The organism is Hydrogenophaga palleronii NBRC 102513 (assembly GCF_001571225.1).
In the GTDB taxonomy this organism is placed as follows: domain Bacteria; phylum Pseudomonadota; class Gammaproteobacteria; order Burkholderiales; family Burkholderiaceae_C; genus Hydrogenophaga; species Hydrogenophaga palleronii.
Genome location: NZ_BCTJ01000019.1, coordinates 1 through 18,502, shown reverse-complemented (window position 1 = coordinate 18,502; position 18,502 = coordinate 1). Strand labels below are relative to the sequence as shown.

Here is an 18,502-nt window from a genome sequence, read left to right as displayed (position 1 = left end):
AATACGTGGGCAGTATCATTAAATGATTCACGCTACAAAAAGAGGGAATTCGATGGAGACAAGTCTGCTGCAGGAGTTTTTGAGCTCGCGTCTTCTGAACATTGGCGCTGATGACTCTCGTTTAGAAAAGCTCGATGCCTCTTGCAACGAACTCGCGCAGTTGTACGCGACCAATCCCATGGCAGCCTTGGAGCCATTGCTGGCGACATGGGACCCCGCTGCCGGCGCTGACCAATCGTTGCTTGCAATCGGTGAGGTCCTTCAAAAGCACTGGTCAACCTTCAGAGGCGCGTTTTCGGACGAACCACTGACCCTTTATCGGGCAGTTGTACTTGATGCGGTTATGCGTGCCATGGAATTGCAGGGCACGCTGGCGGTGGCTGTCAGCTTGGTCGCATCAAACATCCTCCCGCGGCTGCACGTCGGCCAGGAAGTCCATATCTTTTCAAGACTTGTGAAGCGAGCCGACGCGATAGTCTCTGAACGACTCGAGCAGGCTTGGCCAAAGCAAGCCGAGGCAGCGCAACTTTCTCCGCTAGAGGTTCCATCAGTTAACAGTCTGAAGAAGCTCGACGCAAATTTTTGGTTTCCGCAGGTCGCTGCTGCTTCTGGGCCAAGCACGAATAAGCCTAACGTGAGTCTTACCGCGGCCAATCCACATTGGACTAACCAACCGCAGCACTGGTCATGGGAGTTCTCGGAACGTATGGCCGTGGTGCTGGCAGACGTCCATGACAAAGCCGCCGCAAATGCCCTGAGGGTTACTGGCGTAGCCTTCAAAGCCCTTGGGGAGGCAGTCGCTACAAAGCTCAATGAGTTTATGAGCGCCGAGTGTGCGCGGAGCAATCAGCGTGATGTGGCAAATCGCCTTGTTTGGTGGCGACAAGCCCTTTACTCGGAAACCGCCGAAACGCCCTACCGAAAGCTCACCGTCGCGCTCGTCGCTTGGCACATGGCACTGGACATGTCAGACCTGCTCCCGGAGGTCTACCCTCCGGCAGTGGAGTCGCTGCTTTTCGAAGCGGTCCGCGCTGCTGCGGGTGCAGAGGGCGACACCGAACTCACCATTGGCGAACTTCTCGAGGTGTATGGAGAGAAATCTCATCTGGCAACTCTCGTGTGGCTCAGAGAGCAGGGGACGACTGCGTCACGAACCCTTTTGATTCAGGCATTGGCGAACTCGTTTTCCGGTGGCCGACCCGAGCTCCCAAAGCTCGGAATCGACGCTGACACGAGGATGCTGCCGGGAGATTGGGCAATCTGGCTTCTTCGGGAAGTCAAGGCGCTTGACGCCCTTAGCAGTCCCGACGAAGTTGAACATACCGTGGAGCAGTCGTGAGCCTACCCTGCTCACAAACAGCCTGTATCGCACCGAATGAGGTCGGCTGCATGGTCGGGGAAGCTGCACCACAGCAATGCAAGTACTGGCAAAACAGTGGTGGCGCGCAGGACCAAACCCCTGTTGCGGCGACGGAGGAAAGCGCGCGCGTACCTTGGACGGGAAACGCAATGGGCGTGGGGGACGTTGGTATCCTCGCAGGCCGAGCGCGCACCCGCTTGGTTGGCATTTTCGGAGTTTCGGACAGCGGCAAGACGTCACTCCTGGGGTCGTGGTACCTGCTTTTGGGTCGTGGCATCGGTCCGCAAAGCGTGTCGTTTGCCGGCTCCTTAACGCTAGAAGGCTGGGAAAACATTGCTGGCAATCTGCGCTGGAATGCGGCGCACGGACCTTCGTTTCCTCCGCATACATCCAGCGGTGGTGGTCGGCATCCGGGACTGCTGCACCTGGACCTGCAAGTTCGTAGCACTCGGCAAGACCTGCTCTTCGCGGATGCCCCTGGCGAGTGGTTTAGCCGTTGGTCAGTGCGTCGCGATGCGGACGACGCCGCCGGCGCAGCCTGGCTTTCGGGTGCCGCCGACGTACTGCTGGTCATTGCTGACTCTCACGAATTGGCAGGCCCAAAGCTTGGGACCGCGCGCACGAACTTGGTGGCACTCCTGCGCAGGGTTGGCGCCGAGAGACGCGGCAGACCGGTGGCGCTCGTCTGGACGAAGTGCGACATAGTGGTGGACGCGCAGATGCGGGGGGCCATCACGCAGGCTGCGGATATGGTGCTCGGAACCTATGAAACCTTCAGCGTGAGCATGCATGCAGCCACCGGACAAGAGCCACACAACCGCGGACAGGGCCTTTTGAGTTTGCTGGAGTGGGTTGTCTCCGTACATGAGGGCGCGTACCCTCGGCAGGAGCTGCCCCATCCGGAAAGGGACTTGCTGCAAATTGTCGGAGGCGTTCATGCCTGAGGCGACTTTGAAAATTGCTGTCTTCGGCGAGTCCAATGTGGGCAAGAGCCACTATGGGGCCCAACTCATTGGCCGCCTGAACGCGGAAACGGGGTCCCTGCGGATGCGGGGCGCTGCTCCTGACTTGTCAGCCTTCGACGAAGTCGTGCAGTCGCTCAGCGGCGGCGTGCCAGGTGCCCACACGTCTGCGGGTACATACACAGAAACCCTGCTTCCTGTTCGAGCCGCCGACGGCACCGACATAGACATGAACTGGCCTGATTACGCGGGCGAACAGGTCAGTCAGCTGCTGGAAGAGCGGCGGGTTCCTGCCTCTTGGCAAGAGCGTGTGGAAGCGGCCGATGGCTGGATTCTCATGGTTCGGACTAAACCCATCCCACTGCGTCACGACATCTTTTCCAAGCCGCTGGGCGACTTGCAGGCTTCGCGCTCCAGCGCGGTTGTCGAGCGCTCTCCACAGGCGCGCTTGGTGGAACTTCTGCAGATGCTGCTCTATACCTCGCATGCACGGACAAGGAAAAGCAAACCTGCGCTGGCAGTTCTGCTGTCATGCTGGGACGAGCTTGAAGAGCCGCAGGGGACCACCCCAGCGTCAGTGCTTCGGCGCAGTCTCCCAATGCTCGCTGACTACATCGCCAACAATTGGAGCGAGCAGCGCCGTCTCGTGCTGGGGCTCTCTGCCACAGGCGTAGCACTTTCGAAAGTCTCCCCCAATGTGGACTTCATATACAAGGGTGCTGAGCAGATGGGCTGGGTCGTTGACAGCGATGGAAAGTGCTACCCTGACCTCACCTTGCCTATAACGAAGCTCGCTCAGGCTATTCAGTGCTGATGCGTGTCCATAAGGCTTGGTATGGTCCAAAGGGTGGGCACGCCCTGTTGTCGTCCACTGACCCCGGGATGCTGCAGGTGTTTCGGCAGGCCGCTTGGCTTACGGACCTTCCGGGCACTGCTCCACCCGGGCGTGAGTGGCAGCCGTACTTTCGTACGGCAATCTTCCAAAATTACTTCGTATTTGTGCACACACGAGCCAGCCACGACTCGACCAGAGCAGGCATGGTCGACTCGGTAGCTGCATTCATTCCATTGGCTCAGTTGCCGCAGATTCCCGACCTCCGCGTCTTGGCTGAAAACCTTCGGCACTCACACGACAGCCAAACGCACGAACCTTTCGAGGTGACGCTGGACCCTGAAGAGCAGGTCGGCGCACCCAGCCCGTTACTCCTAACCATAGCCAATGCGCTCATCTCGGCGCAGGCGAGGCCAGTAGTGCACATCGGTCAAGAAGGGTTTGACGAGGCAATGCTGGACCTCCTGCAGTTCGTGCCAAAACAGTTTCGTCGTGAGATTCTCTTTAGCCTAAGCTTCTCTCCAGATGATGCGGGTCAATCCTTCGCGGTAGCGACGCCTCGAGAGCAGGCCTCCCGCTTTCCGCCAGCGCAGGTCCTGACACCTTCTAAGTGCGGCCCCAGTGGCCGAGTCGCCGCCCTTCTGAATATGCCCGAGGGCCAGCCATTGTTGGAGTTCGGGGAGTTAGCCGGCTTTGACTTGCAATCTTCCAATGCGCTAGTCCTCCTGGAACAAGGCTTCCAGCTTTGGACAGACGAGACAAACGTTGAACGAACAATAGCCCTTGTGCGCTTGCTGGCGGTGAAGTCATCTGACGCAACCAGTGCACGCAAGCTGCGTGCGGCTGCGCTGCAGCGGCTCACATCAAGCGCCGACCAATGGACACCTACAGACGTTCTGGCTATGCGTAACCTGCAAATCGAGCGATTCGATTCAAGCAGTCTGACCCAAGAGTTTCAGGCTTGGGTGGCGCGTAGGGCGGCCAGTCATGCTTCATCAACGCCCGAGGACTGCCAGCTGCTTGTCCAAGCCGCGCGGGCCGCCGCCCAGCAGAATTGGTGGAACACCCACGCGCAAAACGGATACTCAGCATCGAGCAAGTCGTCACCTTCCAGCGTTAGTTCTTTGGTATGGCTCACTCTCCAAAGTCAGCCCGAGGACATTGAGCCGGTCCTGGCTCTTGCTGAAAGTTGTAGTCTACTGGCACCCCTTACCCAACAGGTGCCTTCTCATTTGCCAAGTTCGGTCGCAAAAAGGTTGGCAGAGGTATGCGCGCGCCGCCAGGCGTGGGCACTGTGCGGCACGGCTTTGGCGGCTGCCTATTCGCCCGCCCATGCTTTGAGCGAGGTACTGAAGCACGCGACGACGAGAAGCGCCCGGCGTGTGGCTGTCGAACCGGCCCTGGCAAAGGCCACGCCGGCCGAACTCATCACACTTGCCGTGGACGTAGACCTTGAAGAGGTTACAGCTCTGGCGGCTAGTGCCGTCGTCAGTCGCCCCAGTCTGATTCGGGAGTTCGATTGGACCTCGCATGTCTGGTTTGACATCCTCCAGCGCGTTGCCGGCAAGCGTCGAGCTGTCGCCGTCGAGTTGCCCGGCAGCCTCGAAGGGCTCCAGGGCGTTATCACCCGCGGGGACGCTTCCGAACGAGTCTGGATACCTCTAGTCAGCACCGGCTTGGCGGACTTGTCCAAGGTGCCCAACAGAGCTGATGCTTGGGCACTCATACCGAAGTCGCTCCACCGGGATGTGCTCGCACTTACAGCCAAGGGGTGGCTTGCCTCACTACTAGATGGCACGGCATCGTTGGCAGCGCTTGAGGAGCCTTTTGGGAGCGCAGCCCGTTTGCTGCTTAGAGACTCCAACGTGTTGCCGACCCTCGCGCAGAAGTCTCCCGCGCTTTTTATCAACATCATCAATGGGGTGCACCCGCTCAGCGACGACGACTGTGTCGGTGTTCTCGACTCCCTGGCCAACATCCCGGGCCAGCGACTAGCACCTGTGCCCGCCAAGGCTCTCGGCGCTCTTATTCGCGAGCGCTCCTGGCGCTCAGCTGCCTCACGCGCGGCTAGTTTTGGGCGCCTTCGTGACGACTTTTTGGCCGTCTGCAAAGAGTGTCTCGAGGTGATGTCATTTTGGGACAGCTTCCCTTTGGCTGTGCGTATCGGCAAAGCGGTCGAAATCAAGGCAGACGATGCTTGGAAGATGCTCGAGGAGAGCTTGGTCAAGCTGTACCCGGGCGGGCCTACCGAGCAGGAAGTCTGGAGCCGAAGCGGCGGCTACAACGAGGATTTGAGCCATCACGGCAATGGGGTCGCCCAGTGGCATCGCTGCTTGAAGCAAGTGCGTGCAGGTAACGGGACGAGCTCCTCGTCCCTGCTAAACACAGCGCTAAAAGACTTCGGCAGCAATCCTGTACTGCAAGTTCTGCGCGACAGTCGCGCGTTAGGCTAAGACGTGAAAAAAACTTTCTCTTCCGGTCGCGGCTTCATTATTGGAATCGGCGGCTACGACAGTCTCAGCGACTTAGGACTTGCGCCGGTCTACGACGCTGACGACATGGAAAAGCTGTTGACTAGCGAGAAGCACTGTGGATACCTGACGGCTAACGTGCAGGTGCTTAGAAATACCCAAGCGTCTCGGGATGCAATCATTGCTGGACTGAGGGACTTGGCCGCGACAGCTCAGCCAACTGACACGGTGGTCGTTTACTTCTCGGGTCACGGCGCACAACGCCTCGACGGCCCGGACATGGGAACTTACCTTTGCCCTCCGGAATTCGACAGCCTGCGGCCTCGCGAGACAGGCATCGAAGCGGAGGAGCTCTCCGACCTGCTCAAGCAAATACCGGCCGAACGCCTGCTTGTTCTAATTGATGCCTGCCGCTCAGGGGGCGCTGCACGCATCAAAGCAGAAGACGGTGCGGATGCGCTGAAGTGGGAGTTCGGAGGGGCTAGGCTCGATAAGCTGGCTGCCGGTAAGGGCCGCGTCATCATCTCCGCTAGCGAAACTCACCAAGACTCCTTCATTCTTGGGAGGCACCGCAACAGCCTCTTCACGCACTTCTTGCTCACGGGCCTCCAAGGAGGAGTGGACGACCGTTCTGACGGCCTAATCCACGTCCTTGACCTCTTTCACTACGTTTCAGCAGAGGTCAGCAAGCTGCGCGATAAACAAAATCCGGTCCTCACTACGAGGACCCAAGACAACTTTCCTATAGCCCTGCGCAAAGGTGGCCTTCTCAAATCCGAGGAGGCATCAAGAAGAGACGCGTACAGGGAAAAGGAGGCGCCCAACGGGAGGGAGCTCGAGGACCTAATGGTGACTCTTTACCCTCTAGGGCCCACGGACCGTGAAATCTGGTCTCGAGCCGGCGGCGACCTTTCGAGCCTGAGTCTGGGTGGCTCAGGGCATGCAGCATGGCACGCAGCGCTTCGTACGCTGTCGCTGGGTGGGGGCGGGGCCATAACGGTCGATAGCCTACTGAGAGCAGCTGACACCGAATTCGGCAACAACCCGCAGCTGCGCCGTCTACTTGCGGGATGACTTTTCGACCTGTGAGTTAGCCGTCGCGCCCAGAACGGCGCGGCACCAGTGCTGATTTCGGCTAAGCGTCATATTTGAGTCTCAAGGAATCCCCTGGTGGTTCTCACCGCCTTCGAACTATTCCAGATGCTGCGGACGACCTCAATCGAGGTGTACGAATGCGGCGAGACCGCGGTAAGAACGCAAAAAGGGGCGTCCGCCCCGACATTTGCTCAGCTTGCTACCAAGAGACAGGACTTGTCATTTCGTGCCGTTCAGTTGGCGCATGCTGTGGTGAAGGCCGATTACCTCGACAGAAGAAACCTCCTCAGGCCGGTCGTCTCCTAAGCTTCGCCAGCCAGAAGGGTCGGGCGCCGGTGATTTGTTTCAGCACTTTCAGAGGGTCGAAATGCCGCCGGATATCGAGATTGTGCAGACAGGGAGGCGTACGGCCGTTGGCATGGTGCCTTCGGCAGCACAAACGAGCGGGGGCAGCTGAAATGCAGGCGAATTTTCGAAGATGGGTGTCAAAAAATCGAATTGATAGAGGCGAACCAAAAGCAAGAGCCTCATAGGTTTCTCAACTTATGAGGCTCGGTTTCTCAGCTTATGGTGCTGCCTACAATCGGATCAAACGTCGATGTTGCCCGCCCGCAGCGCGTTCGTCTCGATGAAGTCGCGGCGCGGTTCCACCTCGTCGCCCATCAGCATGGTGAACACGCGGTCGGCTTCGATGGCGTCGTCGATCTGCACGCGCAGCAGGCGGCGCACGTTCGGGTCCATGGTGGTTTCCCACAGCTGCTCGGGGTTCATCTCGCCCAGGCCCTTGTAGCGCTGGCGGCTGGTGGTGCGCTCGGCTTCGCTGATGAGCCAGCGCATGGCCTGGCGGAAATCGCCGACCTTTTCTTCCTTCTGCTTCTCGCCTTCGCCACGCATCACCTTGGCGCCCTCGCCCAGCAGGTCGCGGAAGGTTTCGGCGGCGGTGGCCAGGGCCGCGTAGTCGGCACCGTGCACGAAGTCCTGCGTGAGCACGCTGCTCTTGATGTTGCCGTGGTGGCGGCGGCTGATGCGCAGGATGGGCTTGTCGGTGCGCACGTCGAACTCGGCCGCCACTTCGGCGGGCACGCCGGTGGTGGTGAGTTCGCGCAGCTTGCCTTGCAGCGCGACGGCGCTCACTTCGGCCTGCTCGACGCTGTCGAGGTTGAGCGAGACGCCGTCGGCGATCGCGCGCAGGGCTTCGGCGTCCATGAAGTTGGACAGGCGCGCGATCACGCTCTCGGCGATCTGGTGCTTGCGCGCCAGCTCACCCAGGGTGTCACCGTTGAGCGTGCTTTGCGTGGCGCCACCGGTGAAGACGCTGGCGTCTTTCAGGGCGATGCGCAGCAGGAAGCCGTCGAGGGCCGAACCGTCCTTGAGGTACAGCTCTTCCTTGCCGGCCTTCACCTTGTACAGCGGCGGCTGCGCGATGTAGATGTGGCCGCGCTCGACCAGTTCGGGCATCTGGCGGTAGAAGAAGGTCAGCAGCAGGGTGCGGATGTGGGCGCCGTCGACGTCGGCGTCGGTCATGATGATGATGCGGTGGTAACGCAGCTTGGCGACGTTGAAGTCGTCCACGCCCGCGGTGCCGCCCACGCCGGTGGCCTTGCCGATGCCGGTGCCCAGCGCGGTGATGAGCGTGAGAATTTCGTTGCTGGTGAGCAGCTTCTCGTAGCGCGCTTTCTCCACGTTCAGGATCTTGCCGCGCAGCGGCAGGATCGCCTGGAACTTGCGGTCGCGGCCCTGCTTGGCGGAGCCGCCGGCGGAGTCACCCTCGACGATGTAGATCTCGCACAGCGCAGGGTCTTTCTCCTGGCAATCGGCCAGTTTGCCGGGCAGGCCCATGCCGTCGAGCACGCCCTTGCGGCGCGTCATTTCACGCGCCTTGCGCGCGGCTTCACGCGCACGGGCGGCTTCAACGATCTTGCCGCAGATGATCTTGGCGTCGTTGGGGCGTTCCTGCAGGTAGTCGGTGAGCAGGCGGGCCACCACGTCTTCCACCGGGCCGCGCACTTCGCTGGAAACCAGCTTGTCCTTGGTCTGGCTGGAGAACTTGGGCTCGGGTACCTTCACGCTCAGCACGCAGCACAGGCCTTCGCGCATGTCGTCGCCGGTGACTTCCACCTTGGCCTTCTTGGCCAGCTCGTTCTCTTCGATGTACTTGTTGATCACCCGCGTCATGGCCGCGCGCAGGCCGGTGAGGTGGGTGCCGCCGTCACGCTGCGGGATGTTGTTGGTGAAGCACAGCACCTGCTCGTTGTAGCCGCTGTTCCACTGCATCGCCACTTCCACACCGATGTTGGTGCCCTGGTCGCTCTGGCGGTCGCCCATGGCGTGGAACACGTTGGGGTGCAGGACGGTCTTGCCCTTGTTGATGAAGTCGACGAAACCCTTGACGCCGCCGGCGCCGGAGAAGTCGTCTTCCTTGCCGCTGCGTTCGTCCTTCAGGCGGATGCGCACGCCGTTGTTCAGGAAGCTGAGTTCGCGCAGGCGCTTGGACAGGATCTCGTAGTGGAAGTCGTTGTTCTCTTTGAAGATCTCGGTGTCGGGCAGGAAGTGCACCTCGGTGCCGCGCTTCTCGGTGGCGCCGGTGATGCGCATGGGCGAGATTTCCACGCCGGTGGGCGTGGCCTCGATCACGCGGTTCTGCACGAAGCCGCGCGCGAACTCCAGCAGGTGCACATGGCCTTCGCGGCGCACGGTCAGGCGCAGCCACTGCGAGAGCGCGTTCACGCAGCTCACACCCACGCCGTGCAGGCCGCCCGAGACCTTGTAGCTGTTCTGGTTGAACTTGCCGCCCGCGTGCAGTTCGGTCAGCGCGATTTCCGAGGCCGAGCGCTTGGGCTCGTGCTTGTCGTCCATCTTCACGCCGGTGGGAATGCCGCGGCCGTTGTCCACCACGCTGATGGAGTTGTCGGTGTGGATGGTCACCACGATGTCGTCGCAGTGGCCGGCCAGGGCCTCGTCGATCGAGTTGTCGACCACCTCGAACACCAGGTGGTGCAGGCCGGTGCCGTCGGACGTGTCGCCGATGTACATGCCGGGGCGTTTGCGCACCGCCTCCAGGCCTTCCAGGATCTGGATCGAGCCCTCGCCGTAGCCCTCGCTCGCGCCGGCCTGGTGGGCGTCGATGGTGGGCTGGAAGTTGGAGCTGTCGGCTTGAGCCGCACCGGTGTTGACGGAATCGGCGGGCTTGTTGGCGTCGGACATGGTGAAGTTTCTCGATCTCAGTAAACGCCAAACCCGCGGGCTTCGCGGGTTTGGCATGCGGGAGCAACCAGCAGGCGGGGCCTCAGATGCGCATCGGCATGACAACGTACTTGAAGGCGTTGTCGTCGGGGTTGGTGACCAGGGCGGAGCTGTTGCCGTCGGAGAGTTCGATGCGAACCATCTCCTGCGACATGTTCTGCAGCGCGTCGATCAGGTAGGTGACGTTGAAGCCGATCTCGATGGTGTCGCCACCGTAGTCGATGTCGAGCTCATCCACCGCCTCTTCCTGCTCGGCGTTGCTCGAAGCCACGCGCAGCGCGCCCGGCTCGACGTTCAGGCGCACGCCCTTGAACTTCTCGCTCGTCATGATGGCGGTGCGTTGCAGCGAGGCCAGCAGCGGCGCGCGGCCCAGGGTGACGATGTTCTTGTGGTTCTTCGGAATCACGCGGTTGTAGTCGGGGAACTTGCCTTCGACCAGCTTGGTGACGAACTCCATGCCGTCGAAGCTGAACTTGGCCTGGTTGGCGGCGAACTGCATTTCGATCGCGCCTTCCTTATCGGACAGCAGGCGCTGCAGTTCCAGCACGGTCTTGCGCGGCAGGATCACCTCTTGCTTCGGCACTTCCACGTCCAGCGTGGCGGAAGCGAAAGCCAGGCGGTGGCCGTCGGTGGCCACCAGGCTGAGCTGCTTGCCTTCGGCCACGAACAGGATGCCGTTGAGGTAATAACGGATGTCGTGCACCGCCATGGCGAACGAAACCTGGCCCAGCAGGCTCTTGAGCGTCTTCTGCGGGACCGAGAACACCGGGCCGAAGCTGGCCGATTCCTGCACCAGCGGGAAATCTTCGGCCGGCAGGCTTTGCAGCGTGAAGCGGCTCTTGCCGCCCTTGAGGATCAGCTTGCCGCCGCTGGATTCCAGGCTCACGGTCTGGTCACCCGGCATGGTGCGCAGGATGTCGATCAGCTTGCGCGCGCCCAGCGTGGTGGCGAAGTTGCCGGCGTCGCCGTCGAGTTCGGCAGTGGTGCGGATCTGGATTTCCAGGTCGCTGGTGGTCAGCTGCACTTGCGAGCCGGTCTTGCGCAACAGAACGTTGGCCAGGATGGGCAGCGTGTGGCGGCGTTCCACAATGCCCGCCACCGATTGCAGCGCGGCCAAAACCTTGTCCTGGGTCGATTTCAAAACGATCATTTCAGACTCTTTCGTCTCTGGTTGCTTGTAGGCCGGCCCCCGCCCCCGGTGGGCCCACTTGATTTTTCGGGCCAAATCCCCGCTATTTTCGCCTTTTTATGAAGGCATTCGGCAAAACGCTTCCCCGGGCTTTCCAGAGGGGCGGTTTGGTCATGGGGCATGGCGCAGAACATGGGTCTGGCATCAGCCCTTGAGCGTCTGTTCCAGCACGTGCAGCTGCTGGTTGAGTTCAGAGTTCTGCTGGCGCTCGGCGCCGATTTTGCGCACCGCATGCAGCACCGTGGTGTGGTCCCGACCGCCGAACAGCTCGCCGATCTCGGGCAGGCTCTTCTGCGTCAGCTCCTTGGCCAGGAACATCGCGATCTGGCGTGGCCGCGCAATGCTGGCAGGCCGCTTCTTGCTGTACATGTCGGCGACCTTGATTTTGTAAAAATCGGCCACCGTCTTCTGGATGTTCTCCACGCTGATCTGGCGGTTCTGGATCGACAGCAGGTCTTTCAGCGCGTCGCGCGCCAGCTGGATCGAGATGTCCTTCTGGTTGAAGCGCGAGTAGGCCAGGATCTTGCGCAGCGCGCCTTCGAGCTCGCGCACGTTGGAGCGCACGTTCTTGGCGACGAAAAACGCCACCTCTTCAGGCATGACGGCGTTTTCCACCGCCGCCTTGTTGATCAGGATGGCAACCCGCATCTCCAGCTCGGGCGGCTCGATGGCCACCGTCAGCCCGGAGTCGAAGCGCGAGACCAGCCGTTCGTGGATGTCGGCCAGGCCCTTGGGGTAGGTGTCGCTGGTCAGCACGATGTGGCTCTTCTTGGCCAGCAGCGCTTCGAAGGCGTTGAAGAACTCCTCCTGCGTGCGCTCCTTATTGGCGAAAAATTGCACATCGTCGATCAGCAGCAGGTCCAGCGAGTGGTACCGCTCCTTGAACTCGTCGAAGGTTTTGCGCTGGTAGGCCTTCACCACGTCGGACACAAATTGCTCAGCGTGGATATAGAGCACCTTGGCCTGTGGACGATCGGCCAGCAGGTGGTTGCCGATGGCGTGCACCAGGTGGGTCTTGCCCAGGCCGACGCCGCCGTAGATGAACAGCGGGTTGTAGAGCTGGCCCAGGCTGCCGGCCACGTGCATGGCGGCGGCGCGCGCCATGCGGTTGGCCGAACCTTCGACCAGGGTCGAGAAGGTCAGCGCCGGATTCAGCCGGGTCTTGGGGCCGCTCGGCACCACCACCTCGGCCGGCGCCAGATCGGGCAGCTCGGCGAGCACCTGGTCTTGCACCGTACGGGTTCTGGGTGCAGTGAGGCTGGGCCCTTCACGCGGAGCAAGCACCAACTCCAGCGTCACTGGGACACCCTGGATGGTCTCCAGAATGGCGCCAATGCGGGACGCGTACTGGGCCCGGATCCAGTCCATCTTGAAGCGGTTGGCGACGGCCACGACCACGCGTGAACCGTCCGCCGCCACCGTCGCGGCGAGCGGGCGGATCCAGGTGTTGAACTGCTGTTCGGGGATTTCCTGTGCCAGCCGGTCCATGCAGGTGGACCATAGAGAAGGGCTGTCAGGCCGGGTGCCGGCCAGGGAGGCGTCTGGGGGATTGCCCTCGATCATGCTGAAACCGGTGAATGCGTTGTGCTTGTGGACAATTGTCGCGGGGCGGATCGGCCATTGTAGTGCGCGCGGCCACTTATCCACAAGGCGCGCAGACGCCCGGACCGGTACCCGACAGGGCGCCTCCGCGGCCCCGTGCGCTTGAAGTGAAACGCGGGCTGCTGGCGCCAAGTGCTTGCCGGATATGGGTTTTGTTTGCGATAATTGCGGGTTTTCCCGATTTCTCAGAGACCACCATGAAACGCACTTACCAGCCCTCCAAGATCCGCCGCGCCCGCACCCACGGCTTCCTCGTCCGCATGAAAACCCGCGGAGGCCGCGCCGTGATCAACGCACGCCGCGCCAAGGGCCGCAAGCGCCTGGCCGTCTGAGGCCACTCGTGTCTTGCCGGTGCCGCCTGGTCCTGACGGTTCAGCGGTGATCCAGCGGCTGCGGTCCCGGCACCAGTTCCAGGCCGTCATGGCGGGAGCCCCCGTGGCAAAAACCCCCCACTTTGCCTTGCACCGTGCGGCGCTTTCCAGTGCGCACGAAGGCCGGGTGTTGTTTCCCGTGGCCGATGCATGGCTGGGTGTGATGCTGCCCAAACGCTGGGCGAAGCGTGCCGTCACCCGCAATGCGATCCGGCGCCAGATCTACGAGACCGCCCGCCTGCAGGCCGCGAGCCTGCCGCAGGCCGCGCTCGTGGTGCGCCTGCGCAGCGAATTCAGCCGCAAGCAGTTCGTCAGTGCCACCTCCGACGCGCTCAAGCGTGCGGTGCGCGCCGAGCTCGAGCAATTGCTGGCGCGTGCCACGCCGCGTGCGGTGAAGCCGGCGGAGGCCCGTGATGCTGTCTGACTGGCCGCGCCGGGGCCTGATCGGCCTGGTCAAGGGCTATCGCCTGCTGCTCAGCCCGTCGCTGGGCAGTGGTTGCCGCTTCGAGCCCACCTGTTCGCTCTACGCCATCGGCGCGCTGGAACAACACGGCGCTGCCCGGGGCACCTACCTCACGCTCGCGCGGCTGGTGCGCTGCCATCCCTGGTGCCAGGGTGGCCATGATCCGGTGCCCGCTACCCTCCCCCGGCTGTTCTCCGGCCTGATTTCTTCCCCTTCCTGCGAAAAGAAGAACCCGTCATGAATGACATCCGTCGGTCCATCCTGTGGGTGGTTTTTGGTCTGTCCATGGTCCTGATCTGGGACAAATGGCAGATCCACAATGGCCACAAGCCCACCTTCTTCCCCGGCTCCGCTCCTGCGGTGACGGCGCCCGCTGCCAGCACCGGCAACGCGCCCGATGCCAGCCTGCCGGTGGCGGCACAAACCCCGGTGACCGCCGCGGGCGAAGCGCCGACCGCGGCGCCGAGCGCCGTGGCCCAGCGCCATGAAGTCACCACCGACGTGTTCAAGCTGGTCTTCAACAGCGAAGGCGGCTCCCTGATCGGCGCACAGCTGCTCAAACACGCCGAGGCCACCGGCCAGAGCAAGGACAAGACGGAACAGCCGTTCACGCTGCTCACGCAAGGCCAGAGCGAACACATCTACGTGGCGCAGACCGGTCTGATCGGCGGCAACTTCCCGACCCACAAGACGCCCATGACCCTGGTGGGCAACCCCACCGCGCTGGCCGACGGCCAGGACGAGCTGCAGGTGCGTTTTGAATCGGCCGAAGTCGGTGGCGTCAAGCTGGTCAAGACCTACACGCTGCGCCGCGGCCACTACGAGATCGCCGTGCAGCACGAGGTTCAGAACGTGAGCGGCCAGACCGTGAACCCGCAGCTGTACCTGCAGCTGGTGCGCGACGGCAGCAAGCTCAGCAGCGAGACCCCGTTCTACTCGACCTTCACCGGCCCGGCCGTGTACACCGAGGAGAAGAAGTACCAGAAGATCGAATTCGCCAACATCGAGAAGAACAAGGCCGAATTCGTCAAGAACGCCAATGACGGTTACGTCGCCATGGTGCAGCATTACTTCGCCACGGCCTGGTTGCTGGGTGACGGCGTGGCGCGCGAGAACTTCGCACGCAAGATCGACAACAACCTGTTCGCCGTCGGCAGCATTTCTGCGCTGGCCGCGATCGAACCGGGCCAGAGCCAGAGCGTGCAGTCGCGCCTGTTCCTCGGACCGCAGGAAGAGAAAGTGCTCGAGACCATCGCCCCCGGCCTGGAGCTCGTGAAGGACTATGGCTGGCTCACCATCCTGGCCAAGCCGCTGTACTGGCTGCTGGAGAAGATCCATGGCTTCGTCGCCAACTGGGGCTGGTCCATCGTGCTGCTGGTGGTGCTGATCAAGGCTGCGTTCTACTGGCTCAATGCCAGCGCGTACCGCAGCATGGCCAAGATGAAGAAGATCAACCCGCGCATCATGGAAATGCGCGAGCGCCTCAAGGGCAACCCGCAGCAGATGCAGCAGGAGATGATGAAGATCTACCGCGAGGAAAAGGTCAACCCGCTGGGCGGCTGCTTCCCGATCCTGATCCAGATCCCGGTGTTCATCGCGCTCTATTGGGTGCTGCTGTCCAGCGTGGAAATGCGCAACGCGCCCTGGGTGCTGTGGATCCACGACCTGTCCTCGCCCGATCCTTACTACATCATGCCGCTGGTGATGGCGGTGACCACGCTGATCCAGACCGCGCTGAACCCGCTGCCGCCGGATCCGCTGCAGGCCAAGCTGATGTGGCTGATGCCGCTGATGTTCTCGGTCATGTTCTTCTTCTTCCCGTCCGGCCTGGTGCTGTACTGGATCACGAACAACGTGCTGACCATCCTGCAACAGTCCTTCATCAACACCCGCATGGGTGTGCCGCTGAAGTTCAGCATTCCGAACTTCAGAGCTTGAGGTTGGAGACCCCCCTGCGCCGCTGACGCGGCTTCCCCCTTGAAGGGGGACGGTGTCTTGGACCGGCACGGCCGGGCCCTTGACGCCCCTGGATGATGTGTCTGCTCTCCGGCAAGGGGCCTGCATAACGCGGGCCCTTTGTCTTTATGCTCCTGCCTATGTTTGCCGCCTCGCGTGATCCCATCCTCGCCATCACCACCGCCCCCGGCCGGGGTGCGGTCGGCATCGTGCGGGTGTCCGGGTCGGGGCTGGCGTCCTTCGTGCAGGCCTTGCTGGGGCGCGCGCTCAAGCCGCGCGAGGCGAGTTACCTGCCATTTGCCGACGCCGCGGGCCAGCCGCTGGACCATGGCCTGGCCTTGTGGTTTCCGGGCCCGCATTCGTACACCGGCGAGGACGTGCTGGAACTGCAGGGCCACGGCGGGCCAGTGGTGCTGCAGTTGCTGCTGGCGCGCTGTCTGGAGGTGGCGCGCGACAGCCTGCCCCGGCTGCGGCTGGCGCGCGCCGGTGAGTTCACCGAACGCGCCTTCCTCAACGACAAGCTCGACCTGGCCCAGGCCGAGGCGGTGGCCGACCTGATCGACGCCAGTACCGAAGCGGCGGCGCGCAGCGCCTCGCGTTCGCTGGCCGGTGTGTTCTCGGGCCGGGTGCACGGCCTGCGTGATGCCCTGATCCACCTGCGCATGCTGGTGGAGGCGACGCTGGATTTTCCCGAGGAAGAAATCGACTTCCTGCAGAAGGCCGACGCGAGTGGCCAGCTGCAGCGCCTGCGCGAGGCGCTGGCCGGCGTGCAGGCGCAGGCGCGCCAGGGCGCGCTGCTGCGCGACGGCCTGCAGGTGGTCATCGCCGGCCAGCCCAACGCCGGCAAGAGTTCGCTGCTGAACGCGCTGGCCGGTGCCGAACTGGCCATCGTCACGCCGGTGGCCGGCACCACGCGTGACGTGGTGCAGCAGACGATCCAGATTGAAGGTGTGCCGCTGCACGTGATCGACACCGCCGGCCTGCGCGAAGGCGCCGACGTGGATGAGGTCGAGAAGATCGGCATCCAGCGCGCCTGGGCGCGCATCGGGCAGGCCGACGCGGTGCTGTTCCTGCACGACCTGGGCCGCCGCGACGCGCCCGACTACATCTCCGCCGACGCCTCCATTGCCGCCAGCCTGGCCAGCACCCTGCCCGCCGGTGTGCCGGTGCTGCAGGTGTGGAACAAGCTGGACCAGGCTGACGCCACGGCAGCGGCCGCGCTGCAGGCCGAGCCCGATGCGCTGGCCATCTCGGCCAAACACGGCACCGGGCTGGAGGCCTTGCGCCAGCGCTTGTTGAGCCTGGCCGGCTGGCAGCACGCGGGAGACGGCCTGTTCATGGCGCGCGAGCGGCATCTGCAGGCGCTGCGCCGTGTCGGTGAGCACCTGGACACCGCGCACGAACTGTTGCACCTGCAGGCCGAGCACCTGGACCTGCTGGCCGAAGAGCTGCGGCTGGCGCAGCACGCGCTGGGCGAGATCACCGGCGAGTTCACCGCCGACGATTTGCTGGGCGAAATCTTTTCCCGTTTTTGCATCGGCAAATGAGCGGCGCGCACCGCTCGGAGTCACTCTGATACCGCCCGGAGTACAACTGTAAGCGCGGGTAAGAACCCGCTTGCGCCGACCCGGCGGGCCCGGTTATCTTGGCCGCATGACCGCCCACCTGCCCGCCTCTGTGCGCTTTGACATCAACGGCCTGGCCCAGTCCATGCGGCTGAGCAGCGCGCTGGATGCCGTGCCCCTGAACCTCACCGCCGTGCAGTGGCCCTTGTTGGCCAACTACCTGCAACCGGTGGCGCTGCAGCAGGGCCAGGTGCTGATCGAGCAGGGCGTGAAGGACCGCACCGTCTACTTCGTGGAGAGCGGCACGCTCACCGTGCACTATGAAGATTCGCGCGAGCGCGTGCGCATTGCCGTGGTGGGCTCGGGCTCGCTGCTGGGTGAGGGCGCCTTCTTCAGCCACCTGCCGCGCAGCGCCACGGTGCATGCCGGCAGCGACTGCCGGCTCTGGTGCCTCACGCCGTTGCGCTTTCGCGAACTCTGTGCGCGCCACCCTGACATTGCCCTGGACGTCACCGTCGCCATGTCGGCGGTGCTGGCGCGCCGCATGTACAACCGGCCCAAACGGGTCGCCGTGACCTGAGGCGGCGACGCCTGCGCCGCGCAACTGGGCCCTTTTGTGCCGTCTTTTCAACCCTCTGCGCCGCGCTCATTCGCGCACACTCTGCCCATGTCATTGCTGAGCTGGCTTCAGGCCAAAAAAACCGCCACCGGCGGCACGAAGGGTGGCGCGTTCACGCGCGCCCGCAACAAGTTCAGCCAGACCACGCTGCCCCTGATCTCGCCGCGGCGCGGGCGCCGCATCCTGCGTCGCGAGCAGCTGTTTTCGGTGGTGCGCGAATCCCTGATCCGTGCCGGCGTGCTCTCCACCAGCTACGAGTTCAAGGTGCTCACGCTGGACGCCACGGGCGACCACTTCCTGGTGCTGGTCGAGCTGGCCTTGCCGGTGAAGGCCATGCCCGACGAATACCTGCTGGAAATCGAGCGCTGGGTGCAGGACAGCGCGCGTTCGCGCCACGACATGGATGTGCGTTCTCTCTACTGGCGCCGCAAGGCGGTGCACGACCAGGTCGGCATGGCGCTCAAGGCCGCGGTGGCGGCGCAGACGCGGCGCGAAGCCGTGCCCATGGCGCCCGGCATGGTGCCGCCTGCTGTGGTGCGGCCCGAGTCGAGCCCGACCGCCATCCCCCGCCCGGCCATCGTGCCCGCCAGCGCACCGGTGCAGGTGGTGGCAGAGGACGAGGTGGAGGCTTTCCGGCGCGCGTTGAACAGCGCCGCTGCCCCGGCCTACCGCTCGCCGGCCGAGGCGCAGAGGCAGTTGCCGGTGCCCGAGTCGCACAGCGATTTTGCGGCGCTGAGTGAAACGCAATACGGCAAGCTTTAGGACACCCCCCTG

General features: G+C 63.0%; 15 protein-coding genes. 12 read left to right on the top strand and 3 right to left on the bottom strand.

What is annotated here, in order from left to right:
* Positions 1-22: 22 nt before the first annotated feature.
* The 5 genes from HPA01S_RS23130 to HPA01S_RS14120 are packed head-to-tail and all read left to right on the top strand — an operon-like array spanning position 23 to position 6,699.
* Positions 23-1,339, top strand: a complete 1,317-nt coding sequence (locus HPA01S_RS23130; protein ID WP_157085026.1) for a GTPase-associated system all-helical protein GASH — start codon at positions 23-25, stop codon at positions 1,337-1,339.
* Positions 1,336-2,304: a TRAFAC clade GTPase domain-containing protein gene (locus HPA01S_RS23585; protein ID WP_245638656.1), complete on the top strand. Its 969-nt coding sequence runs from the start codon at positions 1,336-1,338 to the stop codon at positions 2,302-2,304. Before HPA01S_RS23130 ends, HPA01S_RS23585 begins: the two co-directional genes overlap by 4 nt.
* Positions 2,297-3,136 (top strand): TRAFAC clade GTPase domain-containing protein, encoded by an 840-nt coding sequence (locus HPA01S_RS14130; protein WP_066271149.1) that lies wholly within the window; start codon positions 2,297-2,299, stop codon positions 3,134-3,136. Before HPA01S_RS23585 ends, HPA01S_RS14130 begins: the two co-directional genes overlap by 8 nt.
* The gene (locus tag HPA01S_RS14125; RefSeq protein ID WP_245638660.1) at positions 3,136-5,607 is read left to right on the top strand and encodes a GAP1-N1 domain-containing protein; all 2,472 of its coding nucleotides are present in this window, start codon (positions 3,136-3,138) and stop codon (positions 5,605-5,607) included. The genes HPA01S_RS14130 and HPA01S_RS14125 overlap by 1 nt, the downstream gene beginning before the upstream one ends.
* A gap of 3 nt (positions 5,608-5,610) precedes the next feature.
* Complete coding sequence (locus HPA01S_RS14120; RefSeq protein WP_066271146.1) at positions 5,611-6,699, top strand: caspase family protein; 1,089 nt, start codon at positions 5,611-5,613, stop codon at positions 6,697-6,699.
* Positions 6,700-7,308: 609 nt separating this feature from the next.
* Here the strand turns inward: HPA01S_RS14120 and gyrB are convergent.
* The 3 genes from gyrB to dnaA form a co-directional block, all read right to left on the bottom strand.
* A complete protein-coding gene (gyrB, locus tag HPA01S_RS14110; RefSeq protein WP_066271141.1) occupies positions 7,309-9,924 on the bottom strand; it encodes a DNA topoisomerase (ATP-hydrolyzing) subunit B in 2,616 nt (871 codons plus the stop codon).
* Between the two features lie 82 nt (positions 9,925-10,006).
* Entirely contained in the window at positions 10,007-11,113 is a 1,107-nt protein-coding gene (dnaN, locus tag HPA01S_RS14105; protein ID WP_066271138.1) for a DNA polymerase III subunit beta, read from the bottom strand.
* 183 nt (positions 11,114-11,296) lie between these two features.
* Positions 11,297-12,640 (bottom strand): chromosomal replication initiator protein DnaA, encoded by a 1,344-nt coding sequence (gene dnaA, locus HPA01S_RS14100; RefSeq protein WP_066271136.1) that lies wholly within the window; start codon positions 12,638-12,640, stop codon positions 11,297-11,299.
* A 311-nt stretch (positions 12,641-12,951) separates the two neighbouring features.
* Between dnaA and rpmH the strand changes: the two genes are divergently transcribed.
* The 7 genes from rpmH to HPA01S_RS14065 all read left to right on the top strand — a co-directional run bounded on the left by rpmH (position 12,952) and on the right by HPA01S_RS14065 (position 18,490).
* Positions 12,952-13,086, top strand: a complete 135-nt coding sequence (gene rpmH / locus HPA01S_RS14095) for a 50S ribosomal protein L34 (RefSeq protein ID WP_006299042.1) — start codon at positions 12,952-12,954, stop codon at positions 13,084-13,086.
* A gap of 49 nt (positions 13,087-13,135) precedes the next feature.
* Positions 13,136-13,549, top strand: coding sequence for a ribonuclease P protein component (locus HPA01S_RS14090; RefSeq protein ID WP_066271278.1), 414 nt, complete (start codon positions 13,136-13,138; stop codon positions 13,547-13,549).
* Positions 13,539-13,829 (top strand): membrane protein insertion efficiency factor YidD, encoded by a 291-nt coding sequence (yidD, locus tag HPA01S_RS14085; RefSeq protein WP_066271134.1) that lies wholly within the window; start codon positions 13,539-13,541, stop codon positions 13,827-13,829. The genes HPA01S_RS14090 and yidD overlap by 11 nt, the downstream gene beginning before the upstream one ends.
* Entirely contained in the window at positions 13,826-15,526 is a 1,701-nt protein-coding gene (gene yidC, locus HPA01S_RS14080; protein ID WP_066271131.1) for a membrane protein insertase YidC, read from the top strand. The genes yidD and yidC overlap by 4 nt, the downstream gene beginning before the upstream one ends.
* Positions 15,527-15,684: 158 nt before the next feature.
* On the top strand, positions 15,685-17,091 hold the full coding sequence (gene mnmE, locus HPA01S_RS14075; protein WP_066271130.1) for a tRNA uridine-5-carboxymethylaminomethyl(34) synthesis GTPase MnmE: 1,407 nt from the start codon (positions 15,685-15,687) through the stop codon (positions 17,089-17,091).
* Positions 17,092-17,197: 106 nt separating this feature from the next.
* Positions 17,198-17,689, top strand: coding sequence for a Crp/Fnr family transcriptional regulator (locus tag HPA01S_RS14070; protein WP_066271129.1), 492 nt, complete (start codon positions 17,198-17,200; stop codon positions 17,687-17,689).
* Positions 17,690-17,776: 87 nt separating this feature from the next.
* Complete coding sequence (locus HPA01S_RS14065; RefSeq protein ID WP_157085024.1) at positions 17,777-18,490, top strand: hypothetical protein; 714 nt, start codon at positions 17,777-17,779, stop codon at positions 18,488-18,490.
* Positions 18,491-18,502: the final 12 nt, after the last annotated feature.